Genomic DNA, 26,425 nt, shown 5'->3' with positions numbered 1-26,425 from the left:
CTATGGTAGTAGGAGATTTTCCAATTGAATTAGATACATTAGTTGTTGGAGCAGGACCGGGTGGCTATGTAGCAGCCATCCGTGCTGCTCAAACAGGGCAAAAAGTAACCATTGTTGACAAGGGAGCCCTTGGCGGGGTTTGTTTAAATGTTGGGTGTATTCCTTCTAAAGCGCTTATTCAAGCTGGCCACCGTTTTGAAGAAGCACACGGTGCAGAAGAAATGGGTATTACTGCTGATAATGTCACAGTTGATTTTAGTAAGGTTCAAGCATGGAAAGATAGTGTTGTGAAGAAATTAACTTCTGGTGTTGAAAGCTTATTAAAAGGTAACAAAGTAGATATTGTAAGTGGAGAAGTTTATTTTGTTGATAAAAATACAGTAAAAGTAATGGATGAAAAGAGCTCACAGACTTATACATTTAAAAACTGTATTATTGCAACAGGATCTACTCCAATTGAGATTCCATCATTTAAATACTCTGAACGAGTCTTAGATTCTACAGGTGCGTTAAATCTAAAAGAAATTCCTAAGAAGCTCATTGTCATTGGTGGCGGATATGTGGGAACTGAGCTTGGTACTTCATATGCTAACTTTGGTACAGAAGTTACCATCCTAGAAGGTGCCGATGATATCCTTGGTGGCTTCGAAAAAGATATGTCAGCACTTGTTAAGCGTCACCTGAAAAAGAAAAATGTTAAGATCGTAACAAAAGCAATGGCTAAGAGCTCTGAAGTTACCGATAGTGGTGTTAAAGTAACGTATGAAGCTAATGGTAAAGAAGAAACAATTGAAGCGGATTACGTACTAGTAACGGTTGGACGTTATCCAAATACATCAGAAATTGGTTTAGAGCAAGTAGGAATTGAAATGGATGACCGCGGCTTGATTAAAATTGATAATCAATGCCGTACCAACATTGAGAACATTTATGCTATTGGTGATATCGTTGCAGGACCACCTCTTGCACATAAAGCCTCATATGAAGGGAAAATTGCTGCAGAAGCAATTGCTGGTGAAAATGCAGAAATTGATTATAATGGCATCCCAGCCGTTGTATTCTCTGAGCCTGAGCTTGCAACTGTAGGCTATACAGAAGCTGAAGCTAAGGAAGCAGGTTTTGAGGTAACTACAGCTAAATTCCCATTTGCCGCAAATGGCCGTGCTTTATCTTTAGGCAGTGGTGATGGCTTTGTTCGCTTAGTTACACGTAAAGATGATGGCCTTGTACTTGGTGCACAAATTGCTGGAACTAATGCAAGTGATATGATCTCTGAGCTTGGTCTAGCTATTGAAGCAGGTATGACAGCTGAAGATTTAGCCTTGACGATTCACGCTCACCCAACACTTGGTGAGATTACAATGGAAGCGGCTGAAGTAGCGATTGGTACACCAATTCATATTGTAAAATAATCCGGACATACACCGATAATTGATTAATCTTTTATCGGTGTTTTCTTTTATTGGCTAGGTTATAATAGATAAGAGGCTCTGTGTAATCTCTGTCTATTTTTCAAAATGCATGTAGAGTGATTTCTTACTAATCTCAATTAGAGCTTCGTCACTTCAAGAAAAATATTAATCAACAAGGGAGTACATAATATGAAGAAACGTTGCTTAACGATTCTAGTTAGCTTAATTGCTGCACTATTTTTATTTGCGTGCCAACAAGAAGAAGAAAAATCGAATGATGCGCAAGGTGATCGCCAATCTGAATTAGATGTAGAAGAAATGAGCGATAACGATACTTTAAAAGAAGAGGAACCAGAAAATGATTTAGAGGTCGACAATGATACGGATCAACCGAAGGGAGAGGAAGAACCTTTGTATACGATTAATCCGTCGACATGGGCTGTCGAACCATTGGAGGAAGGGACTAACCCGCAAGTAGCACTGATAACGATAGATGATGCACCAGATCAGTATGCTTTGGATATGGCTCATACACTCAAGGCTTTAGATGCACCTGCGATCTTTTTCGTCAATGGTCGTTTTCTCCAAACAGAGGAGAAGCACCACGTACTCAAAGAGATACATGAGCTAGGCTTTATGATCGGCAACCACACCTCTACTCATCCCAACCTTGGGGAAATCAGTGAAGAGGAACAAAGAAAAGAAATCATTGAACTTAATGACCTCGTTGAAGAAATCATTGGTGAACGACCTAAATTTTTCAGAGCCCCTTTTGGAGCGAATACGGATACGTCACATGCTGTTGCTGAAGAAGAGGGGATGGTCGTGATGAATTGGACCTATGGCTATGATTGGGAGCCGGACTATACGAATGCTGAAGCTCTTGCAGATATTATGATAAATACACCATATCTCAGTGCTGGTGCTAATCTACTCATGCATGATCGTGAATGGACAAATGAAGCATTAGAAACAATTGTGACAGGACTTCGGGATAAAGGTTATGAGTTAGTTGATCCAACAACATTGAAACGATTGGATTAAGGTAAGGATCAAGTCAGTTGTTTTAAGAGAGGACATGCTGTTTAGAAGAAATTGGAGCAATAGAAAATCGTGAGAAAAGATTGACAAATAAGCTCGTCTCATCGTTTGGACACGTACCCTAAATAGGGCTGCGTGTCCTTTTCAGTGTCATTAAATGTATATGTTCTAGCCAGTCAAGAAAAGAGCTAGCTATTTTTGGTTTAATCTGTTAACTTAAAGCTGTTTCGTAGTAGATTAAGAAATAGACAATGTATTAAGTAAAAGCTTTCATCTCTTTTATTACTTGTATCGTTTCTAATGTGCTGTCTTCTAAGCCTTGTACAGGAAGACCAGCTTCAATATTTGCATTAATATAGCTTAAATTTTCTTCTGTAATAATTTCGCCAGGTATGAAAATTGGAATACCTGGTGGATAAACCATGATTGATTCAGCACTAATCCTTCCGACTGCATCAATTAGTTTAATTGTTTCAGTTTCGGCGTAAAAGGCATCACGTGGTGATAGGCTTAATGCTGGAATCGGATAGTTACTCACCTGTACCGTTCGTTCAATGGCTGACTCTTTGTACGCGACTACAAGGTCTTCTAGGGCATTTAATAATAATGATGTTTGCTGATCGTGATCACCTGGAGTAATAATACAGAGTACGTTATACATATCTGATAGTTCTACCTCGATTTGATAATGCTGGCGAAGCCATACTTCCGCATCATATCCGGTAATACCGAGCTGCTTAACTGAAATTAAAATTTTCGTCGGGTCCAAATGATAAGCAGCCTCTGTTCCTAGTATTTCTTCTCCTGGGCAATATAAATAATCAAAGTGGTTAATAGCTGTACGTAGTTTTTTTGCTCTTGCAATCGTTCGGTCTAAAATTTCTTTCCCATTGACAGCTAATTGCTTCCGTGCCACATCTAATGAAGCTAATAAAATATAAGAAGTAGACGTGGTCGTCAGCATCGATAAAACCGTTTGCACCCGCTGTTTTGAAATTAAACCTTCACGTCCATTTAACACGGAGCTTTGTGTCAAAGAGCCACCTAATTTGTGTACACTAGTAGCAGCTAGATCTGCTCCTGCTTCCATGGCAGAGACGGGTAGTTGATCATGAAAGTGAATATGAACACCATGAGCCTCATCAACGAGTACAGGAATTTGGTGTGAGTGAGCGATTTTAACAATTTGACGTAAATCAGCTGCTACACCATAGTAGGTTGGGTTTATCACAAAAACGGCTTTAGCATCTGGATGAGCATGAATAGCATGTTCAACGGATAGTGGTGTTATTCCATGTGCGATACCCAATACAGGGTCTAATTCAGGATGAACAAAAATAGGAATCGCTCCAGAAAAAATAATAGCAGAGGTTACCGATTTATGAATATTTCTAGGTACTATAATTTTATCTCCAGGTTGGCAGACACTTAAAACCATAGCCATAATCGGACTACTCGTTCCTTGAACAGAAAAAAACGTAAAGTCAGCACCAAAAGCTTGGGCTGCTAGTGCCTCAGCCTCCTTGATCATACCTTGGGGATGATGAAGGTCATCTAATGGGCTAATATTAATTAAGTCTATAGCCAAAGCATTTTCTCCAATAAATTGGCGAAATGCTGGCTCCATCCCACGACCACTTTTGTGTCCAGGTATATGAAAAGGTGTAGGTTTGCTTTGTATATGATTTAATAATCCAGTAAAGAGCGGTGTTTGTTCTTGTGCTTGCATTGGTGTGGCTCCTTTTATAAAATAATAATTTAAGGGTTGTTCAAAATGCACCAAATGATAAGCGGCACATCTCAGCGTTGGCTTGTTTTTCCGCTTCTCACGTATCTAAAGGCATACGTTCCGATGCTCAAATCGGCGCCGCCTTGATCTGTTTGCTTCTAATTTGATGATTTTGAACGTGTATTCGTTAAGGGTTGTTCAAAATGCAGTAAATGATAAGCGCTCATTAGCATTTTTGAACATAGACTTAAAGCAAAAGAATTATAGCAAAGATTAACTTAAATAGCTAGTTTAAATATAGTAATTACATTTTTCAGCTCGAGAAAAGCTGATTTGATATGCAGGAGGTTTTACTAAATGAATTATTCTTTTCCTATTAATGAGTCTTGGACAACTGATGAGGTTATAAAGGTGGTCGAATGCTTGGCCATCGTTGAAAAAACGTATCAACAGGTAGTACCCGCGAAACAAATATTAGAAAAATATAATTCCTTTAAGCAAGTGATAACGAGTAAAAGTGAAGAAAAGGCAATTGGGCGCCGATTTGAACGAGAAACAGGCTACTCTCTCTATAAAACGATCCAACAAGCAAAAGAGAAAGCAGATGGTATGGTAAGGATGACTTAACTAAATGCATGGGGAGATTTAATTTCATTTAGCAGGGGGCCTCACATTTCTTTAAATAGTGAGTTCAAATGCCAATACCAGCTTAATAAAGTTAAAGCCTCTGGTGGATGCGAGGGATTTTCAGCGGAAATTTATCGAGCTTCGCTTGATAAACTTTGAGCGCAAATATACCAAGGCGTATTTGGTTAATTTATCGAGTAATTGGGGAAATGAGATATACCATTACATACAAAAACATCCTGTAGGAAAAAATAACTCTTCAATAAGATAGCAGCCAGGAAAACCTCGATATGACAGAGTCTGTCACACCGATGCTTTCGCTGACTGGTAACTTGCTCAGCCTTAGCAAGTGGTCTTAGGGAGCTTTTCACAAGCGGAAAAATAAGCTTGGGATTGGTTAGCCTTCATTATAATGAGTTAATGGGCAGCTTTTGCAACCTGATAGAGTGGAATCAATTGGTTGTAGATGGTTTTAATTTGCTCAATAAGTTGTTCACCCGTTAATTGAATCGCTTCATTCTCTAATATATGTTTTCCTATTAATAATTCAGCTTTCTTCACATCACGAAACCTTTTTAGATTTTCCTCAGTTAAGTCAGAAACAGAAAAGGCATCTTTTTGCATGTGGTCTAAGCTAATCACATAATGAGCAGGTAAATTGTGTATTAAATCTATTTTATCTAGTAGAGCCTGGGCTATTTTATCTTTATTAGGTAATTCATAAATAAAGGAAAGCCAAATAAAAAGCCGGTCATCAAACAACCCTACTTCGAAATGCGGATGTTTTTTATAGCCACGTTTATTATCGGCAATGGCTAACCAAGTATCTTTTGGCGGATTAACAGTTCGCCGTGCGTGCTTAGCAATATGCAAAAACATTTCATTACCTAACTGACTAGCTAAATAATCAGTTAAATCTCTACCCAAAAGTTGAAATTTGGGTTGGATTCGTTCTTGAATGGCTGACATTCTTTCATCTAAACCATCTATTTGAAATGTGTTAAAGTCTGCTTGTTTAAATCCTGTAAAAGTCATTCTTTACTCCCACCTCTCTATACGAATAGTCTATCTTATTTTAGCAAAATTATAAACAAAATGGCAGTCACGTGCATATGATTCACTTGTTTGCTACAATTATGGTAGATAGATAAGAAAGATTTTGAAAGTATATAGTGATGTACTACTGGTCTAAGTCTTATGATAGTCGACGACTTCAATTCGATTGTTACAATAAAAGTTGACCAGTTAAACCAATGCTTTCACGGCTTAAAGAAAGGGTGGACAATGAGATGTTCGATCGTAACGAAGTTTATCAGCTAGCACGCCAGTGGGTAGTAGAAGCAGGGGAACGAATTCGATCCTCTATCGATAACCCAAGAGAAATTGAAACGAAATCCAATCCAAATGATCTTGTAACTGAGATGGATAAAAAGGTAGAAGAGTTTTTTGCCAGTAAAATTCGTAGTTGCTTTCCGGGGCATCGAATTTTATCCGAGGAAGGCTTTGGCGATCAGGTAAGTGAATTAACAGGTACCGTTTGGATTATTGACCCGATTGATGGAACGATGAATTTTGTCCATCAAAAACGTACATTTTCTATCTCGCTTGCTATTTACCATGAGGGGATTGGAGAAATCGGTTTGGTTTACGATGTCATGGCAGATCAGCTTTATCATGCACAGAGAGGTAAGGGAGCTTACAAAAATGATCAAAAACTTGATCGTTTACCAAAAGAAAAAAGCCTTAATCAATCCATTTTAATGCTTAATACATGGTGGTGTACACCTAATCATATAGTGGATGATGAAAAAGTTCGTGAACTCGTTCAAACGGTAAGAGGTACTAGAACATACGGATCTGCAGCTTTGGAATTTGCTTATCTAGCTGAGGGGATTGTAGACTGTTATATCTCTTTTCAGCTACATCCATGGGACATGGCTGCTGGTGTCATCCTTTATCATGAGGTGGGAGGTCTTACTTTACAGGCGAATGGTCAACCGTTGACGATGGTCAAACAAGAGCCACTGGTAGCTGGACACCCAATGATTGTAGAGGAAATCATTGATCGTTACATTCGTTTGAAGTAATGCACAATCAACGAAAAGAAGATAAAGTGAAACTTTGTTCAGTAGGGAGGGTGACGCATAGGAATGTGCTCGTGCAGACGTTGCGACACGATGTCGCGAACTTAGTCTGCATCCTCTCTCCTCACTGAACGTTAGTGAACCAATCGGGCTGTTACTGGCTGTTGGATCTCCACTTAGACATGACGAGTTCCTGAATCGGGAGTCTTACAAAAGCCCTTCGATGGGGCGAGTAATCGCAGCCCCAGCCAGTTACACTGCGATAAACATAAGACGATCCTATTTAATATAAGGATCGTCTTCTTTTTGCTCTTGATATAATTTAAAAAGACCGGTAGCATGGCGCTTCTTTGTCTTTTCACTTATTCTCTCGGTACAGCTTGGGCATAAATATAAGTGCTTGCGACGATTACGTAAACGCTTAGCTAGCGGAGAATCATAATCGATTTGATCAACGGTATCACAAATCGGACATTTGACATCCATAAGGTCACCTCGAACTGCTAGACTAAAAACAAGATTGACTCTATTTTAGCATATCTTTAGCAGAATTGGTATGGAATCCATCAATTGTTTGAGTTTGAGGAAAATCGGGAACACTATTGACAAAATAGCAAACAGTAGAGAAAGAAGAGATAGTTTTACAGAAAAACGGGCAAACATAGGCAGAATAGGGTAAGAAGCTGTGTTTATCGTTTGATGACTTGTTGCATAACTACTTTCCGTATAATCCATTAAGTGAGGTGGTTCTATGAAGAAAAAACTAGCATTAGGATTAGTGGGATTATTTGCTTCGACGACAGTTTACTTTTTAATAAATCTAAAGCGACTTGATCTGTTACACGATTTAAAGCAGAGCGTTCAATTAAAAACCAGTAAAAGCTTTCCGATTGAACCAGCAGGAAATCCCTTGACCGATACGCTTGAAAATGCAGATATGGTAAGTGAAGGGTCACAATATGGTGTTGAATATTACAACAAACACAAGTCATTAAGGCATAAATCTAAATAATCTATTCTTCTTACCTAATACCACTAGCAGAACAAGCACGTGTGATAGCTAACTAAGTTAAGCAGTATTTGATGACTTAGTTAGCTTCAAGCCATGCCCATCATTTTGTAGGAGGCTACGTGCATTTAAAAGCGATGTTTAACGTTACTGTTCATTATCCTTTGCTGTTTAACTGGCGCCATAGTTTAATGCAAAGCCCATCTCGAGGATTAAATAAAAATGCTAACATAAATACAAGCCCGGTAGCACTTGCCATTGATCCAGAAATAGACACATTCCATTTGACAGCAAAATAATAGCCAATCAGCGCGGAAAGTGCACCAATAATACCACTCAGAACAATCACATGGACCAAACGTTCAGATAACAAATAGGCTGTTGCTCCTGGTACAATTAACATCGCGACTACCAGAATTGCACCAACACTATTAAAGGATGCAACTGTTGCTAATGAGACGAGCGTCGTGATTAAATAGTGAATCAGCGTAACAGGTATACCAATTAATATAGCGAAATGATGATCAAAGGTAGATATTTTTATTTGTTTATAGAATAAAAGGATAACCACTAAGCTGATCAATAATACAGAGCCAAGCATCCAAATCGCTTTTGGACCAAGATCTATCCCTCTAAAAACCAGCCGATTCCAAGGAACAAAGGCTATTTCACCCATTAAGGCATGCTCGGTGTCGAGGTGCACTTGTTTACCGATCGATGTGGATATGAGCACGACAGCCAACGCAAATAGCGTGGTGAATATAACACCAATGCTGGCATCCTTCTGTACACCTTGTTTATTCAATGTTTCGATTAAAAAGGCTGTTAGAATGCCAACAATTGAAGCTCCAATTAGCATTGGTAAGCCATTTAACGATTGGGTCACTAGAAATGCACCAACAATTCCAAGCAAAACAGTATGACTGATTGCATCTGCAAGCATTGCTGTCTTGCGAAGAACAATTAATGAACCGGTTATGCCGCAAGTAAGACCAACCAATACCCCTGTTATGATTATCCAGCCTGAGTAACTCATGATACGTGCACCGCCTTTATAATTAAACCCCGTTTGCTACCAAATAACAAACTAATGATAAAAATACTGGATGCTACTAGCACAATCATCGGACCTGTAGGCAAGTCAGGTATACTTGTGCTAAACCATGTTCCGATAACACCACTAACTGCGCCAATAAGAGCCGATAGCCAAGCCATGACAGAAAGTTTTTCTGTCCAGTATCTAGCTGCCAGAGGAGGTGTAATGATTAATGCTGCTATTAGAATAACACCCACAGTCTGAATCCCGATCACAACAATGCCAACAATTAAAAACATCAAGACGCCATTTAAAAAGGTTACTGGAAGCCCCATTCCTTTAGCGAAATTTGGGTCAAAGATGATCATTTTAAATTCCTTAAAGAATAGCATCGTTATACCGAGTAAGATAACGGCACTAACGGCTACAAGATGAACATCTCGACCGATAAGCGAAGCGGCTTGCCCAAAGATAAAGGTATTAAGCCCAGCCTGATTACCACTGGCATGTTGTTGGATACATGTCAGTAGAACGATACTAGAACCAAAGAAAACGGAAATAATGATTCCGATCGCGGCATCTGCTTCAAGTTTAGAATGCTGAATAATAAGTTGGATAAGGTAGGTACCGATTAGACTTGTTATGGTCGCTCCAATTAATAAAACGGGTAAGCTTTTTTCATGAAAAACTAAAAAGCCAAGTGCAACACCCGGTAGTGCAGCATGAGCCATCGCATCACTTATTAAGCTTTGCTTTTTCAAAAGCACAAAACTTCCAACTAAACCACTTGCAAACCCTAGTAATAGACTACCCGTTAATACCCAGCGAAGATTTGCGCTTGATAGATCAAGTAACAAGTGTTCCAGCATGGCGATTTCTCCTTTCTCATACAGTGGCTTGATTTAAAAATGATACCCTTCCACCAAATGTTTTCTCTAAGTTTTCGTGGGTAAAAACATGATGTGTCGTGCCGTATTGAATACATTGTTTGTTTAATAGTAGGACATGATCGAAATAGTCTGTTACTGTTTGTAAGTCATGATGGACGACTAACACAGTTTTATCGTTAGCTTTCCAATCCTTCATCAGTTGAATAATAGCCTTTTCTGTTGCAGCATCTACACCAGCAAATGGTTCATCCATTAAATAAATTGAAGCATCTTGAGCAAGTGCACGGGCTAAGAATATTCGCTGCTGCTGTCCACCTGATAGTTGTGAAATTTGACGTTCCGCATAGTCCAACATTCCAACCTTAGCTAGACACTGATCAGCCCATTCAATGTCTTGTTTTTTACTTTTTTTAAAAAAGCCGATTTTTCGGTAACGTCCCATTAAGACAACATCACGAGCATTAATTGGAAAATCCCAATCCACTTCATTGCGTTGTGGCACGTAACCGATCAAATGTTTATGTTTTGATAAAGGCTTTTGATAGACCTTAACCTCACCAGATCGTTTCGATATTAGACCTAAAATAGCCTTAATTAGCGATGATTTACCTGCTCCATTTGGTCCGATAATACCTGTTAACGTCCCAGGAGCAACTGTAAATGAGATATTTTCTAATACGGGTTGTTTATTATAGCTAACCGAGATATTTGAAATTTCTAATGCATGCATGTTAACCGTCTCCCTTTATTTAAGTGCATCAACGATTGTATTAATATTTGATTTAAACATTCCAATATAAGTACCATCTTCTGTGCCTGCCTCACCCATAGCATCAGAATATAGCTCGCCACCTATTGTTACTTCATGTCCGGTAGCTTTTGCTCCTTCTATAACCGCATTTATAGATCGATCTGAAACACTGCTTTCAATGAAAATCGCCTTTATCTTTCGCTCTGTTACTAAATCGACAATGGACTGGATATCATGAACACTATAATCAGATTCTGTGCTAAGGCCTTGTAATCCAACAACTTCAAAGCCATAAGCTTCTCCGAAATAATGAAATGCATCGTGAGCGGTCACTAAGACACGACTTTCTTCAGGGATTTGCTCAATTTGCTCAAAGACATACTCACTGAGTTCATCTAACTCAGTTAAATAAGCGGCCGCATTTTCTTGATAATCTGCAGCATGATCTGGATCGATTTCAATTAGTTGATCTCTGATAACTTCAACCACCTGTGAAAACAGATCAATATTAAACCAAATATGTGGATCATAAACACTCGGATTATCAGGATCGATCAGTAGTTTAGTCTGATCAATTTTTTCACCAACTGGAACAGCGGGTTTTTGTTTACCCATTTGAGCAAAAACATCATCCATCTGTCCTTCTAGCTCTAAACCGTTATAAAATATAATATCGGCATTTGCCATTTTTTCAATATCACTTTGTACTGCATTATACATGTGTGGATCAGTACCAGGTCCCATCAAACTAATCACATCAACATGCTCTCCACCTACATTGATAACAGCATCACCAATTTGAGCAATCGTTGTAACAACATGGATTTGTCCATCAGTATTTGCTTCATTTCCTTCGCTGCATCCCAATAAGGCTAATCCAATAATAAGTGAAGTAACTAATCCCCAAAATCTCTTCATCAAAAATACCCCTCTCCCCAACTTTTTGCTTATAACTAAATTTTATACATAAACCTAAAAAGTTTCCCTAATGCAACTTTATAAAAGTTTGGTCACTTTGTCAACTATTTTTCTTATGAAAAGCCTAACTTCACCACTGATTAACCAAAACTTTAGGTAATGTTAACTGGGATATACATAAGGGTGGAGATGTAAAAATGAACTAATTTTATAGTTTTTGAAAGGATGAAAGCCTACAATTTCACTGCTGTGCGATAATCTTATAGAATGGATAAAACAAGAGGCTTCTTTTAAAGGACAGTGGGGTAGGGTTAAGCCTTGTATAGAGGAAATGAAAAGGGGAAATCTGGATTATTCCAAAAGTAAGACAGCCTCGCAAAAGCAAAAATGCGAGGCTGTTTAATCAATGCTTCTTATTTGTACAAACGTCCTAGTTCATGAGTGATCATCCATGCCATAAGTGTTAATGTGATTAAGGCAAACAAAACAAACGTTCCGAGCCCAAACCATAACAGTTGCCAAGAAAATGAGTAGTATAAGATAGTTATACCTGTCCCCATTATATAACCAATTAACATAGCTGGAATACTCCAGATTGATATCTCTCTTGCATTTAATAACCATATTTCCCGTTGGTTCCAGCCAATAGCCAACAGTGTTTGTAATTCATTACGTCGAACAGATAAGAAGTTTGTTATGGTTTCAGTCACCGTTAATAATGCTAAACCAAAGCTTACAAGCAATAAGAGCAATAACAAGATTAGAAGATTCTCATTGATGAACTCACCTAGTTTAGTTATCCCACTTTGCTGATAGGTAACCCAAATGATTGCGGCAACAAAAATGGACATCATACTCGTCATAAATAGCTGTAAACTATTTAATTTCATATATCGTTGATAATAGCAAAGATTGCGCATTATCATTGATCGATCTGCTTTTCTCTGTTTCTGTCGCTTACTCACTTGATGCTTTCTGTGTCTTAACATCACAATAACACTATACAACATGCTGCTAACAAGAAGGTAAGTTGGATAAACATCACTATCTACAAAAGTTAATCGTTCCAGAATGATCAGGCAGATCAGAGATGAAAAGACGGCGAACCCGTATAAAATATTTAACTCATTAGACAATATGCGTCGTTGTTCTTTTTCTTCCCAGCCAAGTAAATGGTAGACTTCTACCTCGCTTACTTTTTGTGTTTTCCAAAACATTAAACGATTGGCAATATAAAATAAGGCGACAAGAAAAAATAATCCTGTTAGGATAAAGGTTGCCTGATTCCATTGATTCTTAATTAATGTTGCTGCTCCCAGCGTCGTCCATGCTTGTTCGACAGTTCCGACATTTTCAACTGTTATTGGTATAAGCTGATCGGAAGCTCCGGCAATGACATCTACATGTAACCCGAGTTGATGAAGCTCTTTTGCTAAGGTTTCAATCTTTTGAATAGCCATTTCATTATATTCATTGATATTAGCCACTTTTATTCGAATCGCATCAATTGGTTTTTCTCCTTTAATAATTTCCGCATCATGGATATCGATCACACCATGAGCAGGAGCAGGGACAAAGCTACCTGGAGTAGATATTGGGACGACTTTTTTTCCTCCTATAGTAAATATGTCGTTTAAATAATATAGACCTAAAGAGCTTGAAGCTACCTGTACCTGTTCCTCTCGCTCTTTAATAGAATAACTGCCTGCAATATTTAGTGCAAAAGGGAGCTCTCGTAATTCCTGAAAAGTTCCACCTTCTTTTATAATCGGACGATAGATTGGTATGTGTTCATGCTCTCCAACTATTTTAGCCGTTAGATTATTTTTGTCGTTAATTTGATAATCAATGTCTGAAGTAAGATAGTAATTGGCAGTATTGCCAATATGAGTTCTGTAAAAATTAGGATTTGTACTCAATTGATATTGATCATTGAGGTTGAAAGGCTCTGATTCAAACGGTGTAAGTAGCTCTGTTAATTGATAATGATAGCACTCTCTCCCCTCGATATTCGTCTGCGCAAACTGCTTAATCTCTTGTAATGCTTGAGCGTACTCATCCGTAAAATAAATATCGTAAAATAATGTATTGTCTGGTAAACTAAATTCCTGTTTCAATTGATCAAATATGTTCTCAGGCAGTGGGTATATATCAATCGTTAGCTCCATAGAAACATTTGCATCCTCTAGTTGCAAAACATGGATAATTGGTGCATCACCGGCGAATTCAAACTCAAACTCTTGAAACGAGGGGTTATGTAGACCAGCAAAAGATATGTCTGTTAATTGTTCTTCTGCAATTGGATCGATGCCAACTAATAAGTGGTATGTCTCCGGGAGCATGATGTTAATCCCCATGTAGTGATTGTTATTTTCATCAACACCTTCATCGCCAATGCTGTCAAATAGGTAATCTTCTCCTTGAGCCCTTGTAGGATCATTATTGGGGACGATGGCGACAACTCCACTTCGACGATTAATCGGATAAGTATTAACCCCATCTGTAGTTGAAAATTGGATTTCGTAAAGCTCAGGAGTAGAGGGGATAGGTAAGCTTATTGATTTGGAGGCTCCTGTGAAATAGCCAAGTGCAGCAACTGGAGCAGCTATTTCAACATCCTTCATTGTTTTTATCTGTTCCCATGTCGCTAGGGAAATCCCTCCAGAACCCACGCTTAAATAATTTTCCTCAACAAGACCAACAGCTTGTTCCACTTTTGTTTGACTATTTGCTGGACGAACAAGTAAATCGTATTCCCCTCTGCCATATCGGCTAATATCGTCTTCGATCAATACATTCAATGTTCGTAAGCTAGAGAAGAGAAAGACTTCCATCATAATAATGCTGATAAGTGCAACTAAAAATAAAAATGTTATTCGCTTTTGTCTTTTAAGTGAATGAAAGGCTATACGAATCAAACGGCTCACCTCACTTGTACACCTTGCTGATTAAGTTCAAAATAACGATTTCCTTGTTCTGCCACAACTTCGTCGTGTGTTGCAAGCAAAATCGTTTGCCCTTGATTATGAATCTCGCGTAATGTATCAATGACTTGATCACGATTTGTTGCATCTAGATTCCCGGTAGGTTCATCACATATAAGGATTGAAGGTTGATTAATTAAAGCTCTGGCGATACCAACGCGCTGCTGTTCACCTCCAGATAATTGATCAGGCAAATGGTGACAACGATGGTTGATCCCCAGTTGTTTCATTAACGGTTGCGCAGTCTGCTCTAACACTTTCCTATTTTTATATGGAATAGATGGCAGAATAATATTTTCTAAAACTGTATATTGGGGCAATAACTTGAAATCTTGAAAGATAAAACCGATATGATTTCTCCGAAAAGCTTGTTTTTCACGATAGGATAGTTCATAGATAGGAAGTTCATTAATGATAACACTCCCTTTTGTCGGAGTTAGCATACCGCCTATACAGTTTAAGAGTGATGATTTTCCTGTTCCCGAGCGTCCGATCACTGATATCCATTCACCACTGTCGATGCTGAGTGTAAGGTCATTGACGATTGTTAGTTGTTCGGCTTTTGTTTGATGAGTAATTGTTACATTGGTAAGCTTGATCATGGATCTTCCTCCTTGAATAGGCTTATTAAATGTGTGCATAATCTTAAACAAATTTATAGCAAAGGAAGTTAACGTGTGGGAAGGTATATTGTTCGCAATTTACAAATATGATAGATTAGTCTTTCTTTATTTGGAAAAAGTTACATCCGTTATTCGTGATCAACCCAATTATGACTTTTAGGATATCCATTTTACTCGCTTTACCAAACTAAATTTTAGCCTTGAACGTTATTTGATAAGGAATTAGCTTGCATTTTCGTTGGATTAGCTTTAATATGAATAATAAAAGGATCTTTAGCGAGGGGGATTTGAATGATGCAAGAAGCGGTTGTAACAAACGCAAATAAAGCCTATGCCCTTCTTAAGGCTGATGCTGATAAAATCTTGAAGCTTATTCAAGTTCAAATGGACAATTTAACAATGCCCCAATGCCCTTTATATGAAGAGGTTTTAGATACACAAATGTTTGGTTTATCAAGAGAAATAGATTTTGCCGTTCGGCTTAATTTAATCGGGGAAGCAGAAGGTAAAGCCTTGCTTGATGATTTAGAGAAACAATTAAATTTGTTGCATGAAAAGGCTCAGCAATCATAATAATTAAGAAGATCGTTAGATAAAAACTTAAAGAGTTTTTGATGTTATGTCAATATCTACTATAGTATGAGACCAAAATGCACCAGCAGACTTAAAAATAGAAAAAATAGAACGTAAAGATTTGAATTGGTAAGATTAAACTTGCTCGATCAGCTTTTGTGTAAATATTTTTTCTAGTTAAGAAAACGGGCGCGTGGCTATATGCCTCGCGCCCGTTCTTTTAACTAGACGTGTTTAACCACTGAAGTGGCTAACGCCCCATTACTATTTGTCGTTTATCTCCAATTAACAATTTAGTAGCTTTGACTCTGTAGTTTTTATTGCAGTGAAACTGGCTGGGGCTGCAATTACTCGCCCCATCGAAGGGCTTTTGTAAGACTCCCACTACAAGAAGTAAGTGAACACGTCATCTCTAAGTGGGAGAACCAACAGCCAGTAACGGCCCGATTGGTTCAACTCACGTTCAGTGGGGGATAGAGGAAGCTGACTAAGTTCGCGACATCGGGTCGCAACGTCTGCACGAGCACATTCTATGCGTCGAATCCCCTACTAAACGAAGTTTCACTTTATAGCTTTAACCATGCTCTATATCAGTGATAATGATAATTACTAAAGTCTAATATGTTCAAACTAAATTTTAACCTTCCATCTAATAATCCCCGCTTCTCTAGCAGAAGTAAAAGCGATCACAATAAGCGGTCCAAGCAGAAAACCAATAAAGCCAAAGAACTTAAGGCCAAGATACATGGCAATTAACGTGGCTAAAGGAGAAAGACCAATTTGTTGTCCCATCACTTTTGGTTCAACCGTTCTCCGAATAGCCAAAAGGATAATCGCTAGGAAAGCAAGTTGAATACCCATGACTGTGTTTCCAGTTAGTAACATATAGGCGGCCCAAGGGCCAAGAATTGCAATGGATCCAATAATGGGGATGAGATCGATTATCCATATTATTGTTGCCATAATAATCGCATATTCAGGTATGATAATAAATAATCCTAACAAACTAATAGCTAGAATGATTAAACTAACAAGAAACTGTGCCTTCATAAACCCAACAAATACATGCTTTAGGCGTGCATTCATAAATTGGATTTTCTCGGCTGTTCTTTCAGTGAAATTCTGATAAAATTTAGTTTTTAAAATAGGTAACTCTAGCATAAACATAAACAAAGCAATCAAGTAAACAATAAAACTGACGATGTAATTAGGAATGACAGCGACTATTGTTGCCAAGTTCTCCACTCGAACATTTGTCATTAAAATGTTAGTTAACGAATTAACGCTTGTTCTAATACTTTGGTTAACAGCACTGACAAATTCTGCTGGTAAATCCTTCATTCCTAGCTCAAGTTCATTACCCCAATTGATGAGCAGGTTGTTCATTTGAACGATATAATCAGGGATATTCTCAGCCAAATCGACTAATTGTTTGATAATGTTGGTAATGGCGTATGTACCGATGACGGTTAATAGCAGAATAAAGATAATATAGACAGCGATCACACTGAACTTCCGATTAAACTTGAGCTTTATTTCAAATGAACGGACCAAAGGATTGAGACTAAGTGCCGTCAGAAATGCAAATAACAATGGAAGCGAAATAGGTAAGATAAATACAGCAATTAACAGCATGAAGATGGATACGATAATAATCGTCCAGTGGCGTTTGTTCAACGAACGTAGCAAAAGTGATACCCCTTTCATCTTGAGAAAACCCTAATTTATTTATCTTCATTACCGTTACAAATTATATTAATCAATGTCAAGGCGCATAAACGATACAGGAAGGCAAGAAATTGACAAGCATAGGCTTGTCAGACTCTAAGCACGGCTCTTTCCCAAAGTTTCTTCCAAAGAATGGTCAAAACAGTCGTTTAAACTGAGGAAAGCCAAGATATGGCCCATTCTTTTGCTATGGCTCTTTCCATTAATTTTTATGCAACGCTATTGGTTTATCTTATTGAAATATATCATGTTCTTGTCAATTTGTATAGTCATAACAAATTAAAAGACCCAAATAATTAAACAACAATAGCATTGCATCACAATTTGCAAATGAATGTCAGGTGTTTACCGTTGCTAGTCACAGGACATAAGTGACGAGTCTAAGCCTGTCATGTTATGCTTATCGTAGCATGTTCCAGTATGGTGCTCTGCTCTATTCTGTTTATCTTACTGGAAAATTCACTCCTAGCCCATTTTTTTATACTTTACGGCTACAAATTATTATTACCCAACAATAATGAATTAAAAACAAAATCTCAGGTTTAGATTAATCATAATCGGTGATACTATCATTGTGGTCAAGTAAGACATACGCTAAACAAGATGGAGGTAGGTTGAAATGAGAAAAGTAAGAGACGTTATGTCAGATAAACTGGTAAGTTGTCAGCCTGATAGTACACTGGAGGAAGTTGCGAAACTAATGAGTTATCAAAATGTAGGTTTGATACCAGTTTGTGATTTAGAGCATCACTTAATGGGAGTCGTAACCGATCGTGATTTAGTTTTACGTGGCTATGCAAAAGGTGTAAGTCATAATGAGCATGTCGATTCCGTTATGACCCAAGATGTAATCTCGTGTGACCAGGATAGTACAGTAGTAGAGGCAAGCGAATTAATGGCTGACCATCAAATTAGACGCTTGCCTGTAGTAGAGGATCGAAAGTTAATTGGTATTATCTCATTAGGCGATTTGGCTTTAGAACAACAATCTAACCATGCTGCCGGTGAAGCTTTAGAAGATATATCTAAGCGACCACACCATCATTAAATAATTAAGAACCAATTAAAGGCCTAGGCAAAACAAATACTCGTTAGCCAATTGTGTGGCCTCAAAAGGTTAAGCAACGATGTAGAAGCTCACCCAGTTAGAGAAACGACCACGTGGCTAGCAGCTAGTCATGTTGACGTTTCCCTAACTGGAAAAAATGCCACGTGCGAAACGTGATAAGGGTGAGGATGTCAACATTAGGTCTTTTTATCGCAGTGTAACTGGCTATAAGCCTCCCACTTCAAGAAATAAAGGAACACGTCATGTCTAAGTAGGAGATTTAACAGCCAGTAACGACCCGATTTGCTCAAACTAACGTTCAGTAGGGGAGAGAGGAAGCTAACTAAGTTCGCAACGTCTGCACGAGCACACCCCCCACTGAACGAAGTTTTACTTTATTTTTCAAAAACTAAATCTTATAATCTCAGTCTCGATTAGTTTGCGCTATAATCTAGTAAACTTTTGATAGAAAAAGACGGTCTGATTCAGCAGAAGTCTCACAGTTGGTGAGATAGTGGGGAGGGGAAGCTGACTACGTTCGCGACGTCGTGCAGCAACGTCTGCACGAGCGCATCCTATGCGTCGAACCCCCACTGAACGAAGTTTCACTTTATCGAGTGAAATTCGGTAGATAAATCTAGGCGCGCTTGATCTCATAAATTTACTACGTGTGAGATCAAAACTTTAGTGTGAAAGGTGATTTTAATGAAACGACTCTTTAAAGTAGCCATACTTGGAACTATTCTTGGTATCATCCTATACATGTATCAGAGTTTAGAACTAAGCTTCCATAGCGCAGACTATCATCAGTCGCGTGGGATGATTGAACGTGATCAGAAATCTATTGAGCAAACGTTTCTACCTACGCAAACTGAGATGACATTAACCAATGTACTTGGAAGGTCAGACGATTGGCTTGTTTCAACCTTTGGTGAACCGATCCGAGTCGATCCGAGTCGTTATGGCTATGATTGGTATTTGTATACAGATGAATCAAATGTTTATTTACAGTTCGGTGTTGAAGACGAACAGGTGGTTACATTATTCATGACTGGTGATCATGCCCAAATAGGACCAATCGAGATGGGTATGTCCTATCAAGAATTAAATGAAGCTTATCCATTTGAATCCGAAATTAACTTTGATCGATTTAAATTTATTCTAGATGATCAGGATCTAGTTGAAAGACCGATAGTCCAGTTAGAAGAAGGAAGTGTTGTTCAATTCAATTTTGATACAGTTACGGAAACACTTTCATCGATTCGGGTTATGAATCAAGAAGTAGCGGTAAAACACCAGCCCTACACGTTGTATTATAGCGGGATACTACCGAAGAAGGCACCCATATCAGAACAAAAGTGGGAATTGATCACACAGGCTGAGGAATATCATATTTTTTTATTAACAAATCTCGTTCGAGCTAGGTTTGACAAACAGCCATTAGAATGGGATGAACAAGCGCAACAAGTAGCTCGACAGCACAGTCAAGATATGCATGATCAGAACTATTTTTCCCATACCTCATTGGACGGTCGAGTATTATCAGACCGGCTAACAGAACATGATATTTTATTTTCTCGAGCTGGTGAGAATTTAGCTGCACAGTATACGGATGGTCTTGCCGCGGTTGAAGGCTGGTTAAATAGTGATGGACATAGGGAAGTACTTCTTGATGATCAGTTCACAAATATAGGTATAGGTGTCTATCAAAATTATTTTACCCAGAATTTTTTGACTCACCGCTAAGTGACGCACACCATTTTTTATTGATGACATAGGCTATACTAGCAACGAACAGAAGGAGGCTTTATTACCTATGAGTGGTCAAAAGCTTCACCCAGAAGTTGAGAAATTTAAAGCATTTGTTGTCAAGCATCCGGTGATTATTCGTGAAGTAAAGTCGGGCAAGCATGATTGGCAATACTATTTTGACCAATATCAAACCTTAGGAGAGCGCGATAAGTTTTGGGAACCATTTAAGACTAAGCAGAAGCAACCGGAAAAAAAGAAGGGATTAAAAGATCAACTGATGTCGCTGGTAAGTAAAATAGATTTTAATAATCTTGATCAGCATGTGAATCAAATGGATCAAGCTGTTACTCAAGTCAAACAATTAATTGATCAATTTTCTAACAAGAAAGGACAACAGAACGCTCAACAACAGCAAGTCCAGCCCCCGTTTCGAGCAATGGGACCATGGCAACAAAATGCTCAGCAGCAAGCTCAACCGTCGTATCAAAGAATGGGACGTCATCCATTTTAGACGTTCTAGTCTTTTTTTTTGCGTCAAATACTGTTATGATATGTCTAATGGAGGTGATCGCTTTTGTTAGCGACAACAGAAATTATTGAACTATTAGAACAAACAGAACAAATTTCTGCCATGATTAATCAATCAGAACAGATGTCTCATTATATAGTTAAGAAACGTGAGTTAGCAGAAGACCAGGTTGCCCAGAATCTTATTCGCACCTTTACAAAGATGAAGGAGCAGTATGAAGACGTTCAACGTTTTGGTCGTTATCACCCGGATTTCAGTAAAGTAACTAAGGAAATTCGCTTAATGAAACGAGAGATTGATATGCTTGACTCAGTCGCTCAATTTAAACTTGCTGAGCGAGAGCTGCAAATCCTTCTTGACGATATTAGTGAACGGTTAGCTTTCAGTGTTAGTCAACAAATTATCGTGCCAAGAGATGGAGCATTATTCTCAGAGGGCGGATGTGGTTGTGGCTCTGGCGGTAGCTGTGGTTGCAAAGTATCATAAACGTTATTCGGATCAGTGAAAGAGGGATAAAGGTGATTAGAACAAAGAGACAAGGTTTAATAATTTGGTTTCAACATATGAAAAATATTAAGCAAATTAAACGATACGGCCATCTTATCGCAGTTTCACGGCAATCACGCTATGCTGTCATTTATGTCAATCAACATGAGGCAGAGGATAAGTTATTAAAATTAGAGCAACTGCCATTTATTTCAAAGGTTGACTATTCCTATAAGCCATTTATTAGACGTGAGTTCGATAATACTAAAGTTGATAAGGCGAAGGAATATGATTATAAGATGGGGATTTAAGCAAGGTTAACCACATGAGTGCTCGGAAAAATTGTCGAAGTCTTAGAACAAATAAACAACACGTTAGCGTTAGAGGATGCTGCGTCTTCCTGCTGGGAATGCCACCTAAATTTTGATTCATAAATTATGGCTTCTCAACTTAATGATCTATCATTGACTAAAAAATGTGCTTTCACATTCTCGGCATTTTTTGGCAAATCAATAATCGTTTTAAATCTGATTGCTTGTAATTTTTGTTAGAAAAACTTTCCTTATCACCAAGCCCTGTGGCGAAAGCTCTGATTTTATCCTTTAGTCTGATAGAAAAGTTATCCTTTCTTAACATGTAAAAAAAAGCCTGCAGATCTATAAAAATCTGCAGGCCCTTTTTGATTCTAAAACTGAATCAAAAAGGCAAAGGGAGAGGAGAAACCGGAAAAGCGCCTATGGGGAAATATCGGCTTTTCCGTCTTCTAGAAGTGGGTTATAAATTTTAACGTCACTTCATTAGTTCATTGTTACCATTTCGCAAAAAGTTATTCAGCTTGTTAATCAACAATTTTGATAAAATATTGAGAAGGATGTTGGTCATGATCGATATTTTGTGATAGGATTAAAACGATTTATTAACAGAGTTTAAATGAGGTGAGACATATGCGTGTCATTGCAGGGGACTTTAAAGGTCGGCGTCTACAATCTGTCCCTAATAAATTAACAAGACCAACTTCAGATAAGGTGAAAGAATCGCTGTTTAATCGAATCGGTCCTTTTTTTGATGGTGGACTTGGATTAGATTTGTTTGCAGGTAGTGGCAATTTAGGCATTGAAGCACTGAGTCGCGGTTTGGATCGTGTTATTTTTGTTGATCAGCAAAAATTGGCTATTCAAGTCATTAAACAGAACTTAAAACAATTAAATATTGATCGGCAGGCAGAGGTTTATCATAATGATGCCTTTCGAGCATTAAAGGCAGTAGCTAAAAGAGAGCTTGTTTTTCAATACATATTTTTAGATCCACCTTATCAAAAGGTGTCGTATCAAAAATTATTACTAGAGATTTCGAAATATCCAATAACTGATCATAGCACTCTCATTATATGTGAGCATGATTTAAACAATGTTTTACCAGAGACGCTAGCATGTTTTAAACAGTTCCGTTCAGAGCGATATGGTGCTACCACAGCGATAACGGTTTATCGCAGTGTAACTGGCGGGCTGTGATTACTCGCCCCATCGAAGGGCTTGTAAGCCTCCTACTTCATGAAATAAAGGAACACTTCATGTCTAAGTGGGAGATCCAACAGCCAGTAACGGCCCGATTGGTTCAACTAACGTTCAGTAAGGGAGAGAGTAGGCTGACTAAGTTCGCGCCGTCGTGACGGAACGTCTGCACGAGCACATCCTATGCGTCAAAACCCCCATGAACGAGGTTTCACTTTATCAAAGAAAGGAAGAAGATGATGAGTAGTTTAGCCATTTGTCCAGGAAGCTTCGATCCCGTTACCTTCGGGCATTTAGATATTATTGAGCGAGCAGCTAAAGTATTTGATCAAGTCATCGTAGCGGTGTTCCATAATGTTTCTAAATCACCTTTATTTACAGTGGAGGAGCGGATCGCTTTATTAGTAGAAGCGACCAAACATATTGAAAATGTTACAGTTGATTCACATGATGGTTTGCTAATGGACTACGCACGGGAGAAAAATGCCCAAGCAATCGTACGTGGGTTACGAGCAGTGAGTGATTTTGAATACGAGCTTCAAATTACCTCGATGAACCGGAAGCTTCACGAGGAGATTGAAACATTTTTTATTATGACGAATAATAAATATTCTTTCTTAAGTTCAAGTATGGTAAAAGAGGTTGCTAAATACCACGCTAATGTAGCTGATCTTGTTCCAGAAGTAGTTGAACAAGCATTACGAGAAAAATATAGTGACAGTTAAGTAACGGGTAAGAAGCGAAATGATTAGAACCAAGCATATCGAGGCATTCGTCTTGGCAGTAGTCAATCTATAGAAAACACAGCTTGTTTTTTGAATGTTAACTTACCATTCAAAATTAACAGTAGGCAATAAGATAGCAGACAATAAAGTGACGTGACCATACAAGGTCACGTCGATGTTTTGTGATTGCAAAAATCTAACAGGAGATCCCATTAACTTAGCAAGTATCTTGGGTTCATTTCAGAATTTACTATCGTGAGTTTTTAAGTGATCGACTGATTAAAATAAATAACGCTAGCCACAATGTTAGAAGTGTAATGGCTGGACCGATGCGAACTAAAAAGCTTGCTGTCTGTTCTAGAAGAATGGGAGTATTAAATCCTTGTACTGCAGTCGCTGCACCAATTGGGCGTTGGAACGAAGGGATAACTAGATTATACATCACTAAAACAATTAATGCAGAGAAGCCCCCTTGAAGTATTCGCCCAAAAAAGTAAGGCTTAAAGCTAATATCAGTTTCAGCTAAAATGCTGGCAACTTGTGCTTGGACACTAAAACCATTAAAAGCTAATAAAATACTGACTAATATAGCTTTAGCAAGCAATGGTTCTTGACTTAAATTTGCGATTTGCTGAGCACCTAATGTAACTTCGAACAGGCCATTAAAGAATGGCAGCGCAAGTGAGGTAGGAAGATCAAAAAAGGTAAAGGCTAAGCTAATTTGCTTACCTAAAAATGGAGCTAGTCCAATTTGGAGCAATACATTAGCAAAAACAGAAAAGATAATAATAAATCCGCCAATCATAAGGAGTGTTTCGACAGAGTGAATCACAGCATCACCAAACATTTTGCCAAAAGGCTTATTCTGATTAAGACGCATTTTATGTAGTGTTTCAAATGCCCGATACCATATATTCGTGTGACTCGTTCTTTGGATATGACGATCTTCCTTATGCTTATAAAAACGCATAACCATGCCAACTAAAAGATTACTACCATAATGGGCGAGAACCAATAGGATACCTAGTGCTGGTGTCTGGAAAAAACCGACTGAAACGGCGGCGATAATAAATAGCGGATTTGAAGCATTGGTGAAAGAGACTAAACGCTCTGCTTCTACCTTAGTGATATCTTGGTCTAAGCGCATTCTTGATGTGAATTTGGCTCCAGCAGGATAACCACTTGCCAACCCCATCGCCCACACAAAACTACCAACTCCAGGTACATTAAAGATCGGGCGCATAATCGGTTCAAAGAGAACACCAATAAAATGGACAACACCGAAACCAATGAGAAGCTCACCTGTTATAAAGAATGGTAATAGCGATGGAAATACCGTTCCCCACCAAATGTTTAATCCTCGTTTACTAGCTGCTAAAGTTTCGGTTGGCATCATAATTAAGCATGCTGCAAATGTTAAAGCAGCGATCGCAAGTACAGCAGATTTAAGTTTTGGTTTCAACATGCTCGCTCCTAACTATCTAAGTTATGAAAGTGTACTTTCTATACAGCCATTGAAAAAAATAGTAAAATGAAATGAGATGATTTTAGGCAAGCTCTCTATACTATACGCAAGCCATTTTATGAAATATGCTAAAAAATTGATTCAGGGTTTAGTGGAAATCATTACTTATAGTAAGTCAATGATGAGGTGGATGTAGAGCTGTTAGTCATCTCCCGCTTCTACAGTGGATAGCGACATGCCTAGTCATTAGGGAGAGAGGAAGCTGACTAAGTTCGCGACGTCGTGTCGCAACGTCTGCACTAGTACATCTTATGCGTTGAAATCCACACTGAACGAAGTTTCACTTTATCCAGAGAAGCACGATAAAATCGTGCGCAAAAACGCCAAGGTGCATTTGATAAATGAAAGGAGTTTTATCAGTGTCGAATAAAAAAAAGCTGATTATATATAGTATTAGTGTTTTTATTTTGGCTATATTTTTATTGCTGCCATTACCCTATTATATTTACAAGCCTGGTACGGCTGATTCACTCCATTCTGTTGTTGAGGTTGAAGGTGGTTTTCAAAGTGAAGGGGATCTTCATTTAGTAACGGTAAGAGGGGGACGAGCAACGCCGTTACAGTTTCTATTAGCTAATTTTCTCCCATACCAAGAGGTTCATCGATTAGCTGATGTTTTTCCTGAGGGGTATGATCGGGACATGTATTTACAAGCACAGCTTCAATTAATGGAAAGCTCTCAGCAGGCTGCTATGGTTGTAGCTTACCAAGCAGCAGGAGAACCGATTGAGGTTCATTATGAGGGCGTTTATGTTGTTTCGATCATCGAAGGGATGCCTGCTGAATCAGTCCTTCAGATTGCTGATAAAATTTTAGAAGTGAATGGTGAACCCGTAAGGGATGCAGATCACCTAATTGAACTAGTCAATAGCTATGAAGTTGGTGATGTAGTTAGATTTTTAGTAAGTCGTGAAGAGGACCAATTTGTTGCTGAGATTGAACTGGCGCCATTCCCTCATCAACCAGATCAATATGGAATTGGGATTCAACTTGTTACAAATCGTGAGGTAAATGTTGAACGTTCTGTTACTTTTTCCAGTGGTAAGATAGGAGGACCAAGTGCCGGTTTAGTCTTATCTTTAGAGATGTACAATCAATTGACAGAAGAAGATATTACACATGGACTTAGCATAGCCGGTACAGGAGAGATTGATTATAATGGCAATGTATTAAGAATTGGCGGTGTAGATAAGAAGGTTATTGCCGCTGACCGTGCAAAATGCGATATTTTCTTTGTGCCGAATGAGCACGGTGCAGAGGATTCTAATTATGTGTTAGCGATGGAAACTGCTGAGAGAATTGGTACAGATATGGAGATCATCCCAATTGATACATTTGAAGATGCTTTAGACTATTTAGCGGCATTGGACCGTTAAGTAAAAAACGTGTCATTAAGGCCTTCATAGCTACCTGATAACAAAGTGGGTTAAAAGAAAACTCAAGA

At 38.4% G+C, this 26,425-nt stretch carries 25 protein-coding genes; 14 read left to right on the top strand and 11 right to left on the bottom strand.

Going from position 1 to position 26,425, the window contains the following annotated elements; genetic code table 11:
* Positions 1-2 precede the first annotated feature (2 nt).
* Together lpdA and ASE01S_RS05925 are read left to right on the top strand one after the other, a co-directional pair.
* Positions 3-1,412: a dihydrolipoyl dehydrogenase gene (gene lpdA, locus ASE01S_RS05930; protein WP_067839819.1), complete on the top strand. Its 1,410-nt coding sequence runs from the start codon at positions 3-5 to the stop codon at positions 1,410-1,412.
* Positions 1,413-1,601: 189 nt separating this feature from the next.
* The gene (locus tag ASE01S_RS05925) at positions 1,602-2,456 is read left to right on the top strand and encodes a polysaccharide deacetylase family protein (RefSeq protein WP_067839816.1); all 855 of its coding nucleotides are present in this window, start codon (positions 1,602-1,604) and stop codon (positions 2,454-2,456) included.
* A 253-nt stretch (positions 2,457-2,709) separates the two neighbouring features.
* Here the strand turns inward: ASE01S_RS05925 and ASE01S_RS05920 are convergent, their stop codons facing one another.
* Positions 2,710-4,182: an aminotransferase class I/II-fold pyridoxal phosphate-dependent enzyme gene (locus ASE01S_RS05920; protein ID WP_067839813.1), complete on the bottom strand. Its 1,473-nt coding sequence runs from the start codon at positions 4,180-4,182 to the stop codon at positions 2,710-2,712.
* Between the two features lie 357 nt (positions 4,183-4,539).
* On the opposite strand from ASE01S_RS05920, the gene ASE01S_RS05915 reads away from it, so the two are divergent.
* Positions 4,540-4,809: a UPF0223 family protein gene (locus ASE01S_RS05915; protein WP_067839807.1), complete on the top strand. Its 270-nt coding sequence runs from the start codon at positions 4,540-4,542 to the stop codon at positions 4,807-4,809.
* 417 nt (positions 4,810-5,226) lie between these two features.
* Here ASE01S_RS05915 and ASE01S_RS05910 read toward each other — a convergent pair whose 3' ends face one another.
* Complete coding sequence (locus tag ASE01S_RS05910) at positions 5,227-5,844, bottom strand: YktB family protein (protein WP_067839805.1); 618 nt, start codon at positions 5,842-5,844, stop codon at positions 5,227-5,229.
* A gap of 254 nt (positions 5,845-6,098) precedes the next feature.
* Here ASE01S_RS05910 and ASE01S_RS05905 point away from each other — a divergent pair, with 254 nt between their 5' ends.
* Positions 6,099-6,896, top strand: coding sequence for an inositol monophosphatase family protein (locus ASE01S_RS05905; RefSeq protein WP_067839802.1), 798 nt, complete (start codon positions 6,099-6,101; stop codon positions 6,894-6,896).
* A gap of 276 nt (positions 6,897-7,172) precedes the next feature.
* Here ASE01S_RS05905 and ASE01S_RS05900 read toward each other — a convergent pair whose 3' ends face one another.
* Positions 7,173-7,379, bottom strand: a complete 207-nt coding sequence (locus tag ASE01S_RS05900; protein WP_067839799.1) for a YlaI family protein — start codon at positions 7,377-7,379, stop codon at positions 7,173-7,175.
* A gap of 265 nt (positions 7,380-7,644) precedes the next feature.
* Between ASE01S_RS05900 and ASE01S_RS05895 the strand changes: the two genes are divergently transcribed.
* A complete protein-coding gene (locus tag ASE01S_RS05895; protein ID WP_067839797.1) occupies positions 7,645-7,905 on the top strand; it encodes a YbyB family protein in 261 nt (86 codons plus the stop codon).
* 154 nt (positions 7,906-8,059) lie between these two features.
* Here the strand turns inward: ASE01S_RS05895 and ASE01S_RS05890 are convergent, their stop codons facing one another.
* From ASE01S_RS05890 to ASE01S_RS05865, 6 genes are all read right to left on the bottom strand, one after another.
* Positions 8,060-8,938, bottom strand: coding sequence for a metal ABC transporter permease (locus ASE01S_RS05890; protein WP_067839794.1), 879 nt, complete (start codon positions 8,936-8,938; stop codon positions 8,060-8,062).
* Positions 8,935-9,807 carry a metal ABC transporter permease gene (locus ASE01S_RS05885; protein ID WP_067839791.1) on the bottom strand — a complete coding sequence of 291 codons (873 nt, stop codon included), beginning with the start codon at positions 9,805-9,807 and terminating at the stop codon, positions 8,935-8,937. Before ASE01S_RS05885 ends, ASE01S_RS05890 begins: the two co-directional genes overlap by 4 nt.
* A gap of 16 nt (positions 9,808-9,823) precedes the next feature.
* Positions 9,824-10,558 (bottom strand): metal ABC transporter ATP-binding protein, encoded by a 735-nt coding sequence (locus ASE01S_RS05880; RefSeq protein WP_067839788.1) that lies wholly within the window; start codon positions 10,556-10,558, stop codon positions 9,824-9,826.
* Positions 10,559-10,573: 15 nt separating this feature from the next.
* Positions 10,574-11,497, bottom strand: a complete 924-nt coding sequence (locus ASE01S_RS05875) for a metal ABC transporter solute-binding protein, Zn/Mn family (protein WP_067839785.1) — start codon at positions 11,495-11,497, stop codon at positions 10,574-10,576.
* Positions 11,498-11,910: 413 nt separating this feature from the next.
* Positions 11,911-14,424: an ABC transporter permease gene (locus ASE01S_RS05870; RefSeq protein ID WP_067839781.1), complete on the bottom strand. Its 2,514-nt coding sequence runs from the start codon at positions 14,422-14,424 to the stop codon at positions 11,911-11,913.
* The gene (locus ASE01S_RS05865) at positions 14,421-15,083 is read right to left on the bottom strand and encodes an ABC transporter ATP-binding protein (protein WP_067839778.1); all 663 of its coding nucleotides are present in this window, start codon (positions 15,081-15,083) and stop codon (positions 14,421-14,423) included. The genes ASE01S_RS05870 and ASE01S_RS05865 overlap by 4 nt, the downstream gene beginning before the upstream one ends.
* 312 nt (positions 15,084-15,395) lie before the next feature.
* Here ASE01S_RS05865 and ASE01S_RS05860 point away from each other — a divergent pair, with 312 nt between their 5' ends.
* Complete coding sequence (locus ASE01S_RS05860) at positions 15,396-15,677, top strand: Fpa/YlaN family protein (RefSeq protein WP_067839775.1); 282 nt, start codon at positions 15,396-15,398, stop codon at positions 15,675-15,677.
* Positions 15,678-16,307: 630 nt separating this feature from the next.
* Here the strand turns inward: ASE01S_RS05860 and ytvI are convergent.
* Complete coding sequence (gene ytvI / locus ASE01S_RS05855; RefSeq protein ID WP_067840108.1) at positions 16,308-17,366, bottom strand: sporulation integral membrane protein YtvI; 1,059 nt, start codon at positions 17,364-17,366, stop codon at positions 16,308-16,310.
* 658 nt (positions 17,367-18,024) lie between these two features.
* On the opposite strand from ytvI, the gene ASE01S_RS05850 reads away from it, so the two are divergent.
* The 7 genes from ASE01S_RS05850 to coaD all read left to right on the top strand — a co-directional run bounded on the left by ASE01S_RS05850 (position 18,025) and on the right by coaD (position 23,456).
* Positions 18,025-18,453: a CBS domain-containing protein gene (locus ASE01S_RS05850; protein WP_067839771.1), complete on the top strand. Its 429-nt coding sequence runs from the start codon at positions 18,025-18,027 to the stop codon at positions 18,451-18,453.
* 705 nt (positions 18,454-19,158) lie between these two features.
* Positions 19,159-20,199: a CAP domain-containing protein gene (locus ASE01S_RS05845; RefSeq protein WP_067839768.1), complete on the top strand. Its 1,041-nt coding sequence runs from the start codon at positions 19,159-19,161 to the stop codon at positions 20,197-20,199.
* A gap of 70 nt (positions 20,200-20,269) precedes the next feature.
* Positions 20,270-20,716, top strand: coding sequence for a spore coat protein YlbD (gene ylbD, locus ASE01S_RS05840; RefSeq protein ID WP_067839765.1), 447 nt, complete (start codon positions 20,270-20,272; stop codon positions 20,714-20,716).
* Positions 20,717-20,779: 63 nt separating this feature from the next.
* On the top strand, positions 20,780-21,220 hold the full coding sequence (locus ASE01S_RS05835) for a YlbF/YmcA family competence regulator (RefSeq protein WP_067839762.1): 441 nt from the start codon (positions 20,780-20,782) through the stop codon (positions 21,218-21,220).
* Positions 21,221-21,252: 32 nt separating this feature from the next.
* Positions 21,253-21,531 (top strand): YlbG family protein, encoded by a 279-nt coding sequence (locus ASE01S_RS05830; protein WP_281176880.1) that lies wholly within the window; start codon positions 21,253-21,255, stop codon positions 21,529-21,531.
* Positions 21,532-22,155: 624 nt separating this feature from the next.
* Positions 22,156-22,731: a 16S rRNA (guanine(966)-N(2))-methyltransferase RsmD gene (rsmD, locus tag ASE01S_RS05825; protein ID WP_373277934.1), complete on the top strand. Its 576-nt coding sequence runs from the start codon at positions 22,156-22,158 to the stop codon at positions 22,729-22,731.
* A gap of 239 nt (positions 22,732-22,970) precedes the next feature.
* Positions 22,971-23,456, top strand: a complete 486-nt coding sequence (coaD, locus tag ASE01S_RS05820) for a pantetheine-phosphate adenylyltransferase (RefSeq protein WP_067839756.1) — start codon at positions 22,971-22,973, stop codon at positions 23,454-23,456.
* Between the two features lie 250 nt (positions 23,457-23,706).
* Here coaD and spoVV read toward each other — a convergent pair whose 3' ends face one another.
* Positions 23,707-24,921, bottom strand: coding sequence for a dipicolinic acid transporter SpoVV (gene spoVV, locus ASE01S_RS05815; RefSeq protein ID WP_067839752.1), 1,215 nt, complete (start codon positions 24,919-24,921; stop codon positions 23,707-23,709).
* A 419-nt stretch (positions 24,922-25,340) separates the two neighbouring features.
* Between spoVV and ASE01S_RS05810 the strand changes: the two genes are divergently transcribed.
* Complete coding sequence (locus ASE01S_RS05810) at positions 25,341-26,357, top strand: SepM family pheromone-processing serine protease (protein ID WP_157065150.1); 1,017 nt, start codon at positions 25,341-25,343, stop codon at positions 26,355-26,357.
* The last annotated feature ends 68 nt before the right edge of the window (positions 26,358-26,425 follow it).

Origin of the sequence: Amphibacillus sediminis NBRC 103570 (assembly GCF_001552275.1) — a bacterium.
GTDB classification, from domain to species: Bacteria; Bacillota; Bacilli; order Bacillales; family Amphibacillaceae; genus Amphibacillus_B; species Amphibacillus_B sediminis.
The sequence above is the reverse complement of the archived record's forward strand: the minus strand, read 5'-3'. Positions and strand labels throughout refer to the sequence as shown.

What these genes read in the sequence shown, in the direction of transcription:
- lpdA (WP_067839819.1), top strand. Translation starts at nt 3, where the DNA reads ATGGTAGTAGGAGATTTTCCAATTGAATTAGATACATTAGTTGTTGGA.
- ASE01S_RS05925 (WP_067839816.1), top strand. Translation starts at nt 1,602, where the DNA reads ATGAAGAAACGTTGCTTAACGATTCTAGTTAGCTTAATTGCTGCACTA.
- ASE01S_RS05920 (WP_067839813.1), bottom strand. Translation starts at nt 4,182, where the DNA reads ATGCAAGCACAAGAACAAACACCGCTCTTTACTGGATTATTAAATCAT.
- ASE01S_RS05915 (WP_067839807.1), top strand. Translation starts at nt 4,540, where the DNA reads ATGAATTATTCTTTTCCTATTAATGAGTCTTGGACAACTGATGAGGTT.
- ASE01S_RS05910 (WP_067839805.1), bottom strand. Translation starts at nt 5,844, where the DNA reads ATGACTTTTACAGGATTTAAACAAGCAGACTTTAACACATTTCAAATA.
- ASE01S_RS05905 (WP_067839802.1), top strand. Translation starts at nt 6,099, where the DNA reads ATGTTCGATCGTAACGAAGTTTATCAGCTAGCACGCCAGTGGGTAGTA.
- ASE01S_RS05900 (WP_067839799.1), bottom strand. Translation starts at nt 7,379, where the DNA reads ATGGATGTCAAATGTCCGATTTGTGATACCGTTGATCAAATCGATTAT.
- ASE01S_RS05895 (WP_067839797.1), top strand. Translation starts at nt 7,645, where the DNA reads ATGAAGAAAAAACTAGCATTAGGATTAGTGGGATTATTTGCTTCGACG.
- ASE01S_RS05890 (WP_067839794.1), bottom strand. Translation starts at nt 8,938, where the DNA reads ATGAGTTACTCAGGCTGGATAATCATAACAGGGGTATTGGTTGGTCTT.
- ASE01S_RS05885 (WP_067839791.1), bottom strand. Translation starts at nt 9,807, where the DNA reads ATGCTGGAACACTTGTTACTTGATCTATCAAGCGCAAATCTTCGCTGG.
- ASE01S_RS05880 (WP_067839788.1), bottom strand. Translation starts at nt 10,558, where the DNA reads ATGCATGCATTAGAAATTTCAAATATCTCGGTTAGCTATAATAAACAA.
- ASE01S_RS05875 (WP_067839785.1), bottom strand. Translation starts at nt 11,497, where the DNA reads ATGAAGAGATTTTGGGGATTAGTTACTTCACTTATTATTGGATTAGCC.
- ASE01S_RS05865 (WP_067839778.1), bottom strand. Translation starts at nt 15,083, where the DNA reads ATGATCAAGCTTACCAATGTAACAATTACTCATCAAACAAAAGCCGAA.
- ASE01S_RS05860 (WP_067839775.1), top strand. Translation starts at nt 15,396, where the DNA reads ATGATGCAAGAAGCGGTTGTAACAAACGCAAATAAAGCCTATGCCCTT.
- ASE01S_RS05850 (WP_067839771.1), top strand. Translation starts at nt 18,025, where the DNA reads ATGAGAAAAGTAAGAGACGTTATGTCAGATAAACTGGTAAGTTGTCAG.
- ASE01S_RS05845 (WP_067839768.1), top strand. Translation starts at nt 19,159, where the DNA reads ATGAAACGACTCTTTAAAGTAGCCATACTTGGAACTATTCTTGGTATC.
- ylbD (WP_067839765.1), top strand. Translation starts at nt 20,270, where the DNA reads ATGAGTGGTCAAAAGCTTCACCCAGAAGTTGAGAAATTTAAAGCATTT.
- coaD (WP_067839756.1), top strand. Translation starts at nt 22,971, where the DNA reads ATGAGTAGTTTAGCCATTTGTCCAGGAAGCTTCGATCCCGTTACCTTC.
- spoVV (WP_067839752.1), bottom strand. Translation starts at nt 24,921, where the DNA reads ATGTTGAAACCAAAACTTAAATCTGCTGTACTTGCGATCGCTGCTTTA.